Source organism: Kribbella monticola (genome assembly GCF_003261635.1).
Taxonomy (GTDB): Bacteria; Actinomycetota; Actinomycetes; order Propionibacteriales; family Kribbellaceae; genus Kribbella; species Kribbella monticola.
Genome location: NZ_QFXK01000035.1, coordinates 504,529 through 517,947, shown reverse-complemented (window position 1 = coordinate 517,947; position 13,419 = coordinate 504,529). Strand labels below are relative to the sequence as shown.

Annotated in this window: 16 protein-coding genes; 6 read left to right on the top strand and 10 right to left on the bottom strand. The window is 68.1% G+C overall.

The genetic code is table 11. From position 1 onward, the window contains the following. The first annotated feature begins 51 nt into the window (after positions 1 to 51). Complete coding sequence (locus DIZ26_RS28470; protein ID WP_112246955.1) at positions 52 to 471, top strand: SRPBCC family protein; 420 nt, start codon at positions 52 to 54, stop codon at positions 469 to 471. Continuing rightward, positions 468 to 1,007, top strand: a complete 540-nt coding sequence (locus DIZ26_RS28465; RefSeq protein ID WP_112246953.1) for a TetR/AcrR family transcriptional regulator — start codon at positions 468 to 470, stop codon at positions 1,005 to 1,007. Before DIZ26_RS28470 ends, DIZ26_RS28465 begins: the two co-directional genes overlap by 4 nt. On the opposite strand, the gene DIZ26_RS28460 is transcribed toward DIZ26_RS28465, so the two are convergent. Together DIZ26_RS28460 and DIZ26_RS28455 are read right to left on the bottom strand one after the other, a co-directional pair. Further along, positions 1,004 to 2,182, bottom strand: coding sequence for a serpin family protein (locus DIZ26_RS28460; RefSeq protein WP_112246951.1), 1,179 nt, complete (start codon positions 2,180 to 2,182; stop codon positions 1,004 to 1,006). The genes DIZ26_RS28465 and DIZ26_RS28460 overlap by 4 nt on opposite strands. Positions 2,183 to 2,241: 59 nt before the next feature. Next, complete coding sequence (locus DIZ26_RS28455; protein ID WP_112246949.1) at positions 2,242 to 3,153, bottom strand: EamA family transporter; 912 nt, start codon at positions 3,151 to 3,153, stop codon at positions 2,242 to 2,244. A gap of 75 nt (positions 3,154 to 3,228) precedes the next feature. On the opposite strand from DIZ26_RS28455, the gene DIZ26_RS28450 reads away from it, so the two are divergent. Then, positions 3,229 to 4,137: a LysR family transcriptional regulator gene (locus DIZ26_RS28450; RefSeq protein WP_112246947.1), complete on the top strand. Its 909-nt coding sequence runs from the start codon at positions 3,229 to 3,231 to the stop codon at positions 4,135 to 4,137. Positions 4,138 to 4,357: 220 nt separating this feature from the next. Then, positions 4,358 to 5,308 carry a right-handed parallel beta-helix repeat-containing protein gene (locus tag DIZ26_RS28445; protein ID WP_112246945.1) on the top strand — a complete coding sequence of 317 codons (951 nt, stop codon included), beginning with the start codon at positions 4,358 to 4,360 and terminating at the stop codon, positions 5,306 to 5,308. A 40-nt stretch (positions 5,309 to 5,348) separates the two neighbouring features. Here the strand turns inward: DIZ26_RS28445 and DIZ26_RS38015 are convergent, their stop codons facing one another. Next, positions 5,349 to 6,716, bottom strand: coding sequence for an MmyB family transcriptional regulator (locus tag DIZ26_RS38015; protein ID WP_232828651.1), 1,368 nt, complete (start codon positions 6,714 to 6,716; stop codon positions 5,349 to 5,351). Positions 6,717 to 6,828: 112 nt separating this feature from the next. On the opposite strand from DIZ26_RS38015, the gene DIZ26_RS28435 reads away from it, so the two are divergent. Then, positions 6,829 to 8,247, top strand: coding sequence for an MFS transporter (locus tag DIZ26_RS28435; RefSeq protein ID WP_157979834.1), 1,419 nt, complete (start codon positions 6,829 to 6,831; stop codon positions 8,245 to 8,247). On the opposite strand, the gene DIZ26_RS28430 is transcribed toward DIZ26_RS28435, so the two are convergent. The 3 genes from DIZ26_RS28430 to DIZ26_RS28420 form a co-directional block, all read right to left on the bottom strand. Continuing rightward, complete coding sequence (locus DIZ26_RS28430) at positions 8,244 to 8,963, bottom strand: pentapeptide repeat-containing protein (protein WP_232828650.1); 720 nt, start codon at positions 8,961 to 8,963, stop codon at positions 8,244 to 8,246. The two genes, DIZ26_RS28435 and DIZ26_RS28430, sit on opposite strands and share 4 nt — an antisense overlap. A gap of 64 nt (positions 8,964 to 9,027) precedes the next feature. Beyond that, entirely contained in the window at positions 9,028 to 10,149 is a 1,122-nt protein-coding gene (gene prfB, locus DIZ26_RS28425; protein WP_112246941.1) for a peptide chain release factor 2, read from the bottom strand. Between the two features lie 73 nt (positions 10,150 to 10,222). Beyond that, positions 10,223 to 10,516, bottom strand: coding sequence for a helix-turn-helix domain-containing protein (locus tag DIZ26_RS28420; protein WP_112247199.1), 294 nt, complete (start codon positions 10,514 to 10,516; stop codon positions 10,223 to 10,225). Between the two features lie 85 nt (positions 10,517 to 10,601). Here DIZ26_RS28420 and map point away from each other — a divergent pair, with 85 nt between their 5' ends. Next, complete coding sequence (gene map / locus DIZ26_RS28415; protein WP_112246939.1) at positions 10,602 to 11,381, top strand: type I methionyl aminopeptidase; 780 nt, start codon at positions 10,602 to 10,604, stop codon at positions 11,379 to 11,381. A gap of 190 nt (positions 11,382 to 11,571) precedes the next feature. Here map and DIZ26_RS28410 read toward each other — a convergent pair whose 3' ends face one another. The 4 genes from DIZ26_RS28410 to DIZ26_RS28395 form a co-directional block, all read right to left on the bottom strand. Continuing rightward, positions 11,572 to 11,970 carry a pilus assembly protein TadG-related protein gene (locus DIZ26_RS28410; protein ID WP_112246937.1) on the bottom strand — a complete coding sequence of 133 codons (399 nt, stop codon included), beginning with the start codon at positions 11,968 to 11,970 and terminating at the stop codon, positions 11,572 to 11,574. A 92-nt stretch (positions 11,971 to 12,062) separates the two neighbouring features. Then, complete coding sequence (locus DIZ26_RS28405; RefSeq protein WP_232828649.1) at positions 12,063 to 12,479, bottom strand: hypothetical protein; 417 nt, start codon at positions 12,477 to 12,479, stop codon at positions 12,063 to 12,065. Between the two features lie 305 nt (positions 12,480 to 12,784). Further along, on the bottom strand, positions 12,785 to 13,177 hold the full coding sequence (locus DIZ26_RS28400; protein ID WP_232828648.1) for a TadE/TadG family type IV pilus assembly protein: 393 nt from the start codon (positions 13,175 to 13,177) through the stop codon (positions 12,785 to 12,787). 35 nt (positions 13,178 to 13,212) lie between these two features. Continuing rightward, entirely contained in the window at positions 13,213 to 13,410 is a 198-nt protein-coding gene (locus DIZ26_RS28395; RefSeq protein WP_112246935.1) for a hypothetical protein, read from the bottom strand. Positions 13,411 to 13,419: the final 9 nt, after the last annotated feature.

Below are 13,419 nucleotides of genomic sequence, written 5' to 3'. Positions count from 1 at the left end.
CGCTCCGCTCGGGCATTGGTCGGTGCCCGGAGTCCATGTACCATTTGGTACATGCGCTTCGATCACTCCATCACAGTCCAGGCCCCGGCGGAACGCGTCTGGGAGGTGTTCAGCGACGTCGCCCGATGGCCCGAGTGGACCCCCACGGTCGAGCAGGTCGAGCGGCTCGACGAGGGCCGCATCCACGTCGGCGCCCGGACCCGGATCCGCCAGCCGAAGCTGCCGGTCGCGATCTGGGAGGTGACCGAGCTGAAAGAAGGCGAGTACTTCGAATGGGTCTCGCGCGCCCCGGGGATCAAGACCACCGGCGGCCATCGGGTCGTCAGTACGCCGGAAGGCACCGTGGCGACGGCGACGATCATCCAGGAAGGGCCGCTCGGCTGGCTGTTCGGGAGGCTCTACGCCGGCCTGACGAAGCGGTACATCGCGACCGAGACCGAGAACCTCAAGAAGGTCAGCGAGCGGGAGTGAGCCGCGAGAGCCTGCTCACCGACGCGGTCGATCACTTCGCCCGCAACGGCATCGGGGATGCGAGCCTGCGCGCGATCGCGACCGCGATCGGTACCAGCCACCGGATGCTGATCTACCACTTCGGTTCGCGCGAGGGACTGCTCGCGGAAGTGGTCCGCACGGTCGAGCAACAGCAGCGCGATCTCCTCGCGTCGCTCACCGAGGGCACGGTTGCCGAACAGGCTGAGGAATTCTGGCGCCGCGTGACCGAGGCCGCGCTGATCTACGGGCCGTTGTTCTTCGAGTTGGCCGCGCACGCGATGCAGGACCAGCCGCACACCGAGGCACTCAAGGCGGACCTGATCAATGTCTGGCTGCCCCCGTTGACCGACCTGTGCATCCGCGCCGGCATCGCCCCGGACCAGGCCCCGGCGTACGCCCGGCTGGGTCTCGCGGCGTCTCGTGGACTGCTCTTCGATCTGCTCCTCACCGGCGACCGGGCGGGCGTCGACGAAGCGTCGGCCCTGCTCAACCGGTTGTTCGCGCTGCCGACCTAGCCCGGCTCGGTGGGTTGCTCGATCCAGCCCGTCACGATCGGGAGGCGGCTCTCCCGCAGTACGGCGGTGAAGGCGAAGGGGCGGGCGAGTTCGACGTCGAGGCGGCGGGCCTGGTGGGTGGGCATCGACGTCCGCATGAGGCCCATCGCGGTGACCGCGGCGGCCTCGAAGCCGGTGGCGAAGAAGCGGGCGAGGACGGTCTGCTTCGCCGATCCGACCACCAACTGCTCCGGGCTGATGCCGCTGAAGTGGCCGTTGTCAGCCGGCGGCCCGGTCACGGTCGTCAGGCCGAAGATCTCGCGCAGCGCCAGCAGGTCGTGCTCGACCTCGACATTGAACGACGGCAGGGACAACTTCACCTCCGGCACGGAGGTCGTGGTCAGGCCGATCTTGACGCCAGGCGCGACCTCCTGCCCGGGCTCACCCTGCTCCACCAGAGCGCTGCCCGGCTGCCCATCGGCGGGCTTGGCGGACGCCGCGAGAAGACCTGCGAGTACGTCGGTGCGCTGGGCGTCGCCGATTCCGAGCAGGATGTCGACGTCGGCGTCGCCCTCCACCGTGATCACGGTCAACGGGCCGGCCGGCGAGTCGGCGTACCGGCGTACGGAATCGAGGTCACGATCGGTGCGCTCGAGCCAGTGCCACAAACCGCCCGCCCACGGACCGTCGTACAGCCGCTTGACCTGCTCCTTGAACGGCTTGGTCCAGGTGGTCTTGAGGGACAGGGCCGAGGCGAGTACTACGGCCAGGTCGGGTGTCACCTCGATCGGCATCTTCCGGATCAGCCCGTCGGTGTGCTCGGCCGCCCACGCATCGAGCTTGGCCTTGTCAGCAGTGGAATCACCGGTCAGCGTCCCGGCCAAGGCAGCCGGTACTACGTCGTCGAACGACTCGCTCAGCTTGAGCTGCTCGTGGACCCAGATCGCCATCGCGGCGTGCAGATCCGCCGACCGGTCGATGGTCTCGACCAGCTCGACAGCTCTCGCTGCCGCGCTGCCCGCGTCGACGCCAGCAGCTTCGGCCAACTCACTTCGCCCCGGCTCATCCGCCGCCGTCGCCAGCAACGCAAGCAACGGCCAGACCCCGAGCCCCGACACGACACTGTTGCCGGCCGGCAACTCCCGCACCCAGCGCCCGGTCAGCTTCGCTACAGCTCCCACCACATCGCCATCCATACCTACACCCTGCCACGCAGTCCCACGCCCCGCGCTCATCCACGTCGACGTGCGGCCCGTTACCCCGGCATCGAACCAGTACTAGCGAGCACCGCCGCCGTCGGTGAACTCGCGCGGGTGCGGCGGCGGAATACGGTGCAGGCCATGCCGCCGATGATGAGGGTGGCGGCTATTGCTTGTTGGAGGCCGATGGATTCGCCGCGAAGGGTCCAGGCGGCGGCCATGCCGACTACGGGGACGAGCAGGGAGAAGGGCGCGACCGTGCTGGCGTCGTACGTGCGGAGCAGGAAGCCCCAGGCACCGAAGCCGAAGAGGGTGGCTACGAAGGACAGGTAGGCGATGGCGCCGACGCCGGTCAGGTCGATCGATCGGAGGGCCTGAGCATCTTTATGAGCCCCCTCGGTTGCCAGCGACAACAAAACCAGCGGTACTACGGCGACGGCGCTGACCCAGATCATGAAGCGCAGGGTGTCTTGGGGTTTCGCGTGCCGGGTGACGATGTTGGAGACGCCCCAGCAGGCCGCGGCCGCGATCACGAGGACCAGAGCACCCAATGGCGCAGTCAACCCATGGTCCAGCGCGATCACGACCATGCCCACGCAGGCGATCGCGATCCCGAGCAACTGGGTCTTGCGAGGGCGCTCACGCAGGACCAGTACGGCGAACAGCAGCGTGAAGATCACCTGGCTCTGCAACACCAGCGAGGACAGTCCGGCCGGGGCGCCGTGCGACATCCCCACGAACAGCAGGCCGAACTTCGCGACCCCGAGCACCAGCCCGACGGCGATCACGTAACGCCAGGCCACTCTGGGCTTTCCGAGGATGAAGACGGCCGGTACAGCCGCGAAGAAGAAGCGCAGCGCCGAGAACAGCAGTGGTGGAAAGTCTTGCAGACCGACCTCGATGACGACGAAGTTGATCCCCCAGACGATGGCGACCGTGACAGCGAGGAGAACATGGCGCGGGCTCATGGTCATCTAGTCTGGGCGCCAGCTACTGTTAAGGACCAGCGAATCCTGCTACCGCTCTTACTGTAGGAGTGCTAAATGATTGATCTCGGCCGATTGCGGGCCCTGCACGCCGTCGCGGTCTACGGGTCCGTCGGGAGCGCGGCCGACGCCCTCGGCTACACCCCGTCGGCGATCTCGCAGCAATTGGCCAAGCTGGAGCGGGAGACGCGGACAGCGCTGTTGGAGAAGCGTGGTCGCGGGATCGTGCTCACCGATGCGGCCCAGCAGCTCGCGGCGACGGCCGGTCAAGTCCTCCAGTTGGTCGAGGAGGCCGAGCTGACCCTGGAGGAGCAACGCGGCCAGGCGATCGGCACCTTGGTGCTCGCCGCTTTCCCCACCGCGGCACGAGGGTTACTGCCCGCCGTACTGCCGAAGTTGATCGACGAGCACCCGGCCCTCGACGTACGGGTGTCCGAGACGGATCCGTACGAGGCCGTCGCCGCGGTCGGTCGCGGCGAGATCCACATCGCGATCGTGCACGACTGGCACAACACCCCGTTGACCTTGCCCGACGACCTGTCCCGGGTGAAGCTCGGCACCGATCCCGCCGACATTCTGGTTCCGGCATCGCATCGCCTTGCGGGCAAGGAGTCCGTCCGCGCCGACGACCTCGTGGGTGAACGCTGGATCTGTCAGCCGGTCGGTTCGATCTGCCACGACTGGCTGATCCGGACGATGCGCAAGGCCGGCGTCGAGCCGGAGGTGGTGTACTCGGTCGCGGAGTACCAGACCCAGCTCGCCATGCTTGCCCAAGGCATCGGAATCGGCCTGCTGCCGCGACTCGGCCGCGGCCCGCTCCCGCCCGGCGTCGTCGCAGTACCGCTGCAGCCGGCCCCCAGCCGCCGCCTGTACGCCGTATGGCGCACCGCCACCACCCGGCGCCCGGCCATCGCGGCCACCCTCGCCGCCCTCAAGGCCGGCTGGAAATCCCGCGACACGGCTTGATCCGGCGCTCCCGTTCCGGCCCGCGGGAATTTCTGTGATCACCCTTCGCGACCGATTGACAGCGCTGTGCAGCACCGCTAAGTTCCGGTGAACTATTAGGAAACTTTCCTAATCATGGAGATTCCTTCCGGGCCGGCGGACCGCCCCGTCGCCGGCCCGGGGCGCATCCCCTGTGTACGACGCAACGCCCCCTTCCGTCGTTCACTGAAAGGTCGCTGTCATGAGACTGCTCCGCACAGCAGCACTGTCCGCCCTCCTCCTCGCAACCGCCCTCCCCGCGATCCCCGCGCAGGCGGCAACCGTGAACGTCAGCACCGCCGCGCAACTCAAGACGGCGCTGACCAACGCCAAGGCCGGTGACACCATCAAGCTTGCCGACGGCACCTATTCCGGCAATTTCAAGACCACCGTGTCCGGCACTTCGTCGGCGCCGATCACCTTGACCGGTAGCGCCAAGGCAGTTCTGACCGCGAGCGGTGGCTACGGTCTGCACCTGAACGGCGCGAGCTACTGGCAGGTGCAAGGCATCACCGTGACCGGTGGCCAGAAGGGCATCATGATCGACTCCGCGACCAGGGTCACGATCGACGGTGTCACCGTGCACGGCCTGGACATGGAAGGCGTGCACTTCCGCAACAGCAGCAGCTACGGAACGATCCGGAACTCGACCATCTACGACACCGGAAACGACGGTCGCGGCATGGGCGAAGGCGTGTACGTCGGCAGCGCGGGCGGCACCTCGGACAAGTCCGACCATGTCCAGATCCTCGACAACACGATCGGGCCGGACGTCGGCGGTGAGGCCGTCGATCTGAAGGAAGGGACCACCGGCGGCCGGGTCGCGGGCAACAGCTTCGACGGCCGCGGGCTGACCGGCGCCAACTACGACGACAGCTGGGTCGATGTCAAAGGCAACAACTACGTGATCGAGAACAACACCGGCAAGAACACCACGAACAACGGCTACGAGACGCACACCCAGCAGAGCGGCTGGGGTTGCGGCACGGTGTTCCGCAACAACCACTCCGACCTGACCGGCGCGACCGGGCCGGGGCGCTACGCGTTCAACATCACCAACTACAACGCGTCCTCGTGCAAAGTGACGATCGACAACTCCAACACGATCACCGGCGGCCGCGGCCTGACCAACCCGGGCATCCCGATCAGCTGAGTCCAGTTGCCGGGGGCACCTTGGATGCCTCCGGCAACTGTTAGGCGTCGACCAGGCGGCGGAGTTTCTCCTCGGTGGCTTCGTCGACCGCGGTGTAGACCGTCGCCCGGAACTGGCCGAGCCGGGTCAGCCAAAAGTTCGCCGGCTCCACCCGCAGCAGCCCGAGCCTTTCGTTCTCGAGCAGCTTGACCTTCGTGCTCGGCGCGGCCACGTCGTACCGCTCCCACAGTTGGGCGAACTCCGCCGAGTTGGCCAGCAGGCGCTCGGTGAGGTCGCGCCACTCCTGTTCGCCGAGGTGGTCGGCCAGCGCCGCGCGGTACGCGGCGACCAGGTGGAACTTCATCGACTCGCCGTCCAGGAACGAGCAGCGCCACTCCGGTGAGACGAAGGTGAGCCAGAGCAGGTTGCGCTCCTCCACCGGGACGGTGGTCATGTCGAGCACGACCTTGCAATAGGCGTCATTGAACGCCAGTACGTCGTACCGGGTGTTGAGCACCAGCGCGGGGTACGGCGAGACCTTGTCGAGCATTCGCTGGACCGACTTCGGCAGGGCGGTGCACTCGGCCGGCGCGGGGCCCAGCGAGAGACCGGCCAGTGTGTAGAGGTGGTTGCGCTCGGAGCGGTCCAGCCGGAGCGTTCGCGAGATCGCCTCCAGCACCTGGGCAGACACGTTGATGTCGCGGCCCTGCTCGAGCCAGGTGTACCAGGTGACGCCGACCCCGGCGAGCTGAGCGACTTCCTCCCGCCGCAGCCCCGGCGTACGGCGTCGGCCGCCAGGCGCGAAGCCGACCTCGTCCGGGCGGATCCGCTCCCGCCTGCTGCGCAGGAACGCCGCCAACTCCCGCCGCCGCTCCCCCTTGCCGCTACTGTCGCCCCGCACCGCCTCGACCGCGCAGCTGCTGTCTGTCCCCGCCGGCACAACCGCACCGCCGCGGGCGCTCCCCACCGCCTCGACAGCACCGCCGCTGTCGCTCCCCGCCGGCACGACCGCACCGCCGCTACCGGTCCGCGCCAGCTCGACAGCACCGCCGCTGTCGGTCCGCGCCGCCTCGACAGCACCGCCGCTGTCGCTCCCCGCCGACACAACCGCACCGCCGCTACCAGTCCGCGCCACCTCGACAGCACCGCCGCTGTCACTCCCCGCCGACACAACCGCATCGCCGCTACCGGTCCGCACCGCCTCGACCGTGCCGCCGGTGTCGCTCCCCGCCTGCACGACCGCACCGCCGTTACGCGTCCGCACCGGCTCGACCGTGCCGGTGCTGTCGCCCCGTACCGCCTCGACTGTGTCGCTGCTGTGGCTGCGCGCCGCATCGACGGTGCCGTTGCTGTCGTTGCCGCTCTGCGCAGGCTCGGTGGTGCCGGCGGATTTGTCGGTGGCAGCGGGCATGCTGGTCAGGAGACTCACCTCTCCATCGTGCAGGTCGGCGGCCGCGATTCCCAGCCTGGTTCCGGGTGCTGGCAATACCAGGATAACCAGGCTCTCACCACCAGGCTCGGTTCGGCCGCAGGCTGGTTCCATGACAGACCAGGTTCTCTCCGTCCGCGGCGCCGAGTCGCGTGCCGTGTCACCGCTGCGGCCGGTGGCGCTGACCACGCTGCTCTTCGGCGCCTTCCTGCCGATGCTCTCCTTCTTCATCATCAACGTCGCCCTGCCCGCGATCGGGTCCGACCTGCACGCGACCTCGGGCGAACTCCAGTTGGTCGTCGGCAGCTACGGCATCGCCAACGCCACCCTGCTCGTCGTCGGCGGCCGCCTCGGCGACGGCTTCGGCCGCAAGCGGCTGTTCATGATCGGCCTGACCGGCTTCACCGTGCTCTCGCTGATCTGCGCAATCGCACCGACCATCGGCGTACTGCTGGCGGCTCGTGTCGTCCAAGGAGCCGCCGCCGCGGCGATGACTCCGCAGGTGCTGGCGTCGATCAGCAGCCTGCTCACCGGCGAGCACCGCGCCCGTGCGATGGCGATGTTCGGGGTAGCCGGTGGTGCTGCCGCCGCGCTCGGCCAGATCCTGGGCGGCGTACTGATCGAGGCCAACGTCTTCGATCTCGGCTGGCGTTCCGTGTTCCTCGTCAACGTGCCGGTTGGTCTGCTCGCGTTGGCTGCGGCGGTCAAGCTGCTGCCCGAGACGCGTGCGGCCAAGGCGCAACGGGTCGACCTCGTCGGCGCCGGCCTGCTTGCTCTCACCCTCGTACTGCTACTGCTGCCGCTCACCGAGGGCCGCCCGCTCGGCTGGCCGCTCTGGACCTGGGTGTCGCTCGCAGCGACCATCCCTGCTTTAGCAGTGCTCGGTGTGCACCAGCACAAGTCCGAGAAGGCCGGCCTGGCCCCGCTGATCCCGCCGACCGTACTTCGGTTGCGTCCGATGCGGATCGGTCTGCTGCTGGCCGTCGGGTTCTTCACCACCTTCGGCGGGTTCATGTTCGTGTTCGCGCTGGCTACTCAAGGCGAAGCGGGGATGTCTCCTCTGGAAGGCGGAATGAGCCTGCTTCCGATGGCAGTCGGGTTCCTGATCACCTCGATCTACGGACCTCGCCTGCAGCAGCGGTACGGCGCCGGCCTCATCCTGCGCGGCTGGATCGTGCAGTCGGTCGGGTACGCCGTACTGGCCGTCGTAGCGCTCACTGTCTGGCCAGACGTGACTCCGTGGACGCTGGCGATCCCCATGCTGATCGCAGGCTTCGGCAGCGGCCTAGTGATGGTTCCTCTGATCGGCGTAGTCGTCGGCCAGGTGCCACCGGCACAAGCAGGACTCGGCAGCGGCATCCTGCTCACGAGCCAGCAGACCTGCCTCGCACTAGGAGCAGCAACAGTCGGTACTGCGTACTTGTCGCTTGCCGGAACGTCCTGGGGCCAGGGCGGCGCACTCGCCGCAGTAGCGCTGGCGATCACGGCCATCTCTCTTCTGATGACGCCGGTCACCCACAAGCTGCGCTAAGCCCAGTGGGTTGGGCGCAGTACAGCAGAAGGCAGTCTCGTCGCGGCGTCACCACGAGCGGCGTTGACCTGGGACTGGGTGAGGAAGAGGGCGCCGGTGAGGTCGGCACCGCGCAGGTCGGCGTCGCGGAGGTCAGCGCCGATCAGGTCGGCCTGGCGGAGGTCGGCCTCTCGCAGATCGGCCGCGATCAGGTAGGCACCCCGCAGGTTGGCAGCGCGCAGGTCCGCGCCGCGGAGTCTGGCCCCGAACAGGTCAGCTCCGCGGCGTTCCTTCTTCTTGGGTTGTTTTCCCCGGACGAGCTTGCTGGTCTCCAGCAAGAGCTCGTTGACCTTGTGCCGTTCGGCCGCGAGGTCGACCGTCGCCAGGTCCTGCAGCGTGAGTTCCTCGACGTGGTCCCGGAGCTCCTGCAGTTGCTGGTGAAGCGGACGTGTCTGCTCCAACTGCAGCGCCTCGGTCAGGTACCACAGCAGCTCGTGCAACTGCCGCATGATCGGCAATGCCTCGAACATCTTCTGTCCCGGCTGCTCGCGCCAACTCGGCCCCGCCAGCCGCGACACCTTCTGGCCGGCGCCGAAGCAGTCGTACACAGTGCAGCCCTGGAAGCCGCTCGGCCGCAGCTTCTCGTGGATCCCGCAGCGGAAGTCCTGCTGCAGGTTCGGGCACGGCTCGCCCGCGTCCTTGTCGATCGCGAAGTCAGCCGACTTCGCGAACGTCAACGCGACACAACACAGACCGTGGCAGTTACCGCAGTCCGCTCGCAGGTCGGCCAGCTGCACTGGGCTAGTTCTGGTCGGCGGCCTGCTGGCCGGTACGGCGCCAGCGGATCCCCGCCTCGATGAACTCGTCGATCTCACCGTCGAACACGCCACTGGTGTTACCCGACTCGTACAGCGTCCGCAGGTCCTTGACCATCTGGTACGGGTGCAGCACGTACGAGCGCATCTGGTCGCCCCACGAGCCCTGTACGTCGCCGCGCAGCGCGTCGATCTGAGCGCGCTCCTCGGCCTTCTTCAGCGCGAGCAGCTTGGCTTTCAGGATCACCATCGCGCTGGCCTTGTTCTGCAGCTGCGACTTCTCGTTCTGGCAGGAGACCACGGTGCCGGTCGGGATGTGGGTGATTCGTACGGCGGAGTCGGTGGTGTTGACGCTCTGCCCACCCGGCCCGGACGACCGGTAGACGTCGATCCGCAGCTCTTCTTCCGGTACGTCGATCTCGTCGGTCTGCTCCAGCACCGGGACCACCTCGACCGCGGCGAACGAGGTCTGCCGGCGGCCCTGGTTGTCGAACGGCGAGATCCGGACCAGCCGGTGCGTCCCCGACTCGATGCTCAGCGTGCCGTACGCGTACGGCGCCTTGACGCCGAAGGTGGTCGACTTCAGCCCGGCCTCTTCGGCGTACGACGTGTCGTAGACCTCGGTCGGGTAGCCGTGCCGTTCGGCCCAGCGCAGGTACATCCGCTGCAGCATCTCGGCGAAGTCCGCCGCGTCGACACCACCGGCGCCGGAGCGGATCGTGACCAGTGCCTCGCGTTCGTCGTACTCGCCGGACAGCAGGGTGCGGACCTCGAGCGACTGGATCGACTTGGTCAGCGAGGCGATCTCGCGCTCGGCCTCGGCCAGCGCGTCGCTGTCGTTCTCGTCGCGGGCCAGCTCGATCATGATGCCGAGGTCGTCGACGCGGCTGCGCAGACCGGTCAGCCGCTCGAGGTCGGCCTCCAGCCGGGACAGCCGGGACGTCACCTTCTGCGCGTTGGCCTGGTCGTTCCACAGGTCCGGCGCCGCGACCTGCTCGCCGAGGTCGGCGATGTCGCGCTTCATCGCCGGGACGTCGAGAACTTTCTCGATGGACGTCAGGGTCGCGTCGAGTGCCTTCAGGTCAGCGTCGAAATCAGGTCCAGCCACAACCAAGCAGCGTACCCGTTGAACCGGTCCGGCCGGGAATCAGCGCTGCGCCAGGCTCCTCGGCGTACGGAAATCAAGAGGCCAATCGCGTGCGGGTGCGGCCGGTCGGTTCGGCGCCGGGCTCGGGGCGGTTGATCTCGGCCCACACCTCGTCGAGGGAGAGACCGAGGACATCGGCGATCGCCGCGATGGTCGGGAAGGCGGGGGTGGCCACCCGGCCGGTCTCGATCTTGCGGAGCGTCTCCGGGGAGACCCGGGCATCGAGCGCGGTCTCCAGCATCGAGCGCTCGCCCCTGGCGCGGCGCAGGAGTGCGCCGAGGCGCTGCCCGCGCTCGACGTCCGCGGGAGTGAGCGGCAATCTGACCATGGAACCCATTCTAGTACCGGCATAGTATGGCCGGTATAGTTATTGGCGCCGCATGAAGAATCCTGAGAGGGCTGAGAAGGCAAGCATGATCGAGATCCTGAACCCTGCCGAGCTGGCCCGAGCAAAAGTGACCGGCGCACTGGTCGCCGACATCCTGCAGACGGTGAGGAGCCGCTGCACGGTCGGCACGAATCTGCTGGACATCGACCGATGGACCCAGACCATGATCGCCGAGGCCGGCGCGCAGTCGTGCTACGTCGACTACGAGCCGTCGTTCGGGCGTGGGCCGTTCGGCCACTACATCTGCACGTCCGTCAACGACGCCGTGCTGCACGGGCTGCCGTTCGACTACTCGCTGGCCGACGGCGACCTGCTGACGCTCGACCTCACCGTACTGAAAGGTGGAGTCGCCGCCGACTCGGCGATCAGCTTCATCGTGGGCGATTCCAAGCCCGCGGAGAGCGTCGCGCTGATCGACGCGACTGAGCGTGCTCTGCGCGCGGGGATCGCCGCTGCCGGCCCGGGTGCGCGTATCGGGGACATCTCCCATGCCATCGGCTCGGTCCTGAGCGCGGCGGGCTATTCCATCAACACCGAGTTCGGCGGCCATGGGATCGGCTCGACGATGCACCAGGACCCGCATGTCGCGAACACCGGTCAGCCGGGCCGCGGCTACAAACTCCGCCCTGGGCTACTGCTCGCGCTCGAGCCGTGGGTGATGGAAGACACCGACAAGCTCGTCACCGATGCCGACGGCTGGACGCTCCGCAGCGCAACCGGCTGCCGCACCGCCCACAGCGAACACACAATCGCCATCACCGACAACGGCGCCGAGATCATCACGCTCCCCACCCAAGCGGCTTGACCAGCTCACCCCTGAACGCCTTGCGCACAACCTACTGGTGCGCGCCGCACTCCCAGGCGCCGCGTGCCCTGATGCTGTTGCCATCTGCTCGTGCGCGCCGCACTCCCAGGCGCCGCGTGCCCTGATGCTGTTCATCTGCTCGTGCGCGCCGCACTCCCAGGCGCCGCGTGCCCTGATGCTGTTGCCATTATCAACGAATTGGTACGACGGCCGCCGCGTCCGAGCCGATGTCGGCGGTCCCTTGCCAGCCGGGTGGTGCGAACGGCAGGTCGACCGCTGAGGAGAGGTGGACGGTCACCGTCGTACCGGTGACGTCGGCCGTCCAGTCGAGGCCGTCGAATCTGTTGCTCGCGCCAACAGAATCCAGGTACTCCGCGGTCAGCCGGCGCGCTTCGTCCGGGTCGAGCTGCGCGTTCTCGCCGGAACCACCCTGTGCGTAGATCGCCGCCAGCCCGTTCGCCGCCGCCAGCACCGCACCATCAGCCGTCGCATCCAGATCGCGCCGCACCAGAAACACCTTCGAGATATCCGTCACCACCACGATCACCATCAACACCACCGCCGCAAACCCAATAATCAACACCGTCATCTGCCCCCGCTCATCTCTTCCGCGCCCGCTCGGCCCGAGTTCGCGACGGTCGCAGTTGCGGATGCGGTGGTGGCGGTGGCGGTGGCGGGGAATCATCGGGTGCCCTTGGCTTCGCGGTAGTCGCCGTAGGGCTCGGTGTGGACGGAGCTGATGCGGACCGCGGGTCGCTCGCCGCCGAGCGCGTCGGGGATGAGCGGGAGCGGCATCTCGGTGTCGAGCTCGACGGTGACGGTCGAACCGGGCTCGAGGCAGGCGGGGTTGCAGGTGATCCGCAACTGATCGGAGCTCAGCTCGATACCTTGGTCCTTCATCGCCAACCGCGCCGCCTCGTACGCCCGCGACCGAGCCTCGTCCTCGGACAGCCCCGCCGGAACGATGATGAACGCCCGCGCGGCCGCCCGGGTAGCAGCAGTCGCCCCGTACGACGCCCGCTGGACATCGAACACGCCGAGCATCAGATAAACCAACGGCACCATCAACAACAACGCCAACCAGGAAAACTCCACCACAGCACTACCCCGCTCCCCCCGCCACCCACGCCGCACACCCGCGACCGCGCCCGGTCCGCCCTCCCCACCCACTCCACCCAACGGGCGCGCCTCCGCGAACGGGCCCGGTCCTCCGCTCCCACCCACCCCGCCCAGCGGGCGAACCACCGAGGCCGAGGCCAGATCGGGTACTCCCTCCCCACCCACTCCGCCCCGCGGGCGAACCACGGAGGCCAGATCGGGTGTGCCCGTCCCGCCTCCTCCGGCCCGCGCCTCGGCTGGCACGTGGCACACCTTCGAGAGCGGCACCTGGCGGTTGGCATTGTTCATTGGCCGGTTTCCTTGATGGCGTGGCCTTCGGCGTGGAAGGTGATGCCGGGGCCCCACAGGCCGAGGGGTGGCATGTGGGCCTCGACCACGACGACGACCCCGGGCTGACCGTCCACGTCGACCGCTTCGGCGGTGACCGAGTCGATCAGTTCGTTGCGTACGACGCCGTCCACCAGTTCGCGGGTACGGGCTTCACCGTCGGCGGGCTCGCGGTTCAGGACTGCCGCATAGTGGGCACCTTCGGACGCCGCGGCGGTCACCGTGTTCCGCACGTACAGGAACAGCCCGACCTGCAGGATCCCGAGGAACAACGGAACCACCAGCGTCGACACCATCACGAAGTCGACCACCGCCGAGCCGCGCTCGTACCGCCGGCCTCGGGCCGACAAGCCACGAGCCCGGCCGATCGGTGAGCGCGACGGGATCACTTGTTGGTGACGGAGTTCAGCGCCTTCTCGAGGATGGCCTGGAGCTGATCGGCCGCGAAGGCCCAGATCGTGACGACCAGGCCGGCTGTCATCACGGTGATCAGCACCCAGCCCGGCACGTCGCCGCGCTCCCGGGCGGCCGGTCTCGGCTTCATCGCCCAGGTGAGCAACAGTCTGGTCAGCAGTAGGGACATCAGTTCTCC

What these genes read in the sequence shown, in the direction of transcription:
- DIZ26_RS28435 (WP_157979834.1), top strand. Translation starts at nt 6,829, where the DNA reads ATGACAGACCAGGTTCTCTCCGTCCGCGGCGCCGAGTCGCGTGCCGTG.
- DIZ26_RS28410 (WP_112246937.1), bottom strand. Translation starts at nt 11,970, where the DNA reads ATGACGGTGTTGATTATTGGGTTTGCGGCGGTGGTGTTGATGGTGATC.
- DIZ26_RS28420 (WP_112247199.1), bottom strand. Translation starts at nt 10,516, where the DNA reads ATGGTCAGATTGCCGCTCACTCCCGCGGACGTCGAGCGCGGGCAGCGC.
- DIZ26_RS28445 (WP_112246945.1), top strand. Translation starts at nt 4,358, where the DNA reads ATGAGACTGCTCCGCACAGCAGCACTGTCCGCCCTCCTCCTCGCAACC.
- DIZ26_RS28450 (WP_112246947.1), top strand. Translation starts at nt 3,229, where the DNA reads ATGATTGATCTCGGCCGATTGCGGGCCCTGCACGCCGTCGCGGTCTAC.
- map (WP_112246939.1), top strand. Translation starts at nt 10,602, where the DNA reads ATGATCGAGATCCTGAACCCTGCCGAGCTGGCCCGAGCAAAAGTGACC.
- DIZ26_RS28455 (WP_112246949.1), bottom strand. Translation starts at nt 3,153, where the DNA reads ATGAGCCCGCGCCATGTTCTCCTCGCTGTCACGGTCGCCATCGTCTGG.
- DIZ26_RS28395 (WP_112246935.1), bottom strand. Translation starts at nt 13,410, where the DNA reads ATGTCCCTACTGCTGACCAGACTGTTGCTCACCTGGGCGATGAAGCCG.
- DIZ26_RS28460 (WP_112246951.1), bottom strand. Translation starts at nt 2,182, where the DNA reads ATGGATGGCGATGTGGTGGGAGCTGTAGCGAAGCTGACCGGGCGCTGG.
- DIZ26_RS28470 (WP_112246955.1), top strand. Translation starts at nt 52, where the DNA reads ATGCGCTTCGATCACTCCATCACAGTCCAGGCCCCGGCGGAACGCGTC.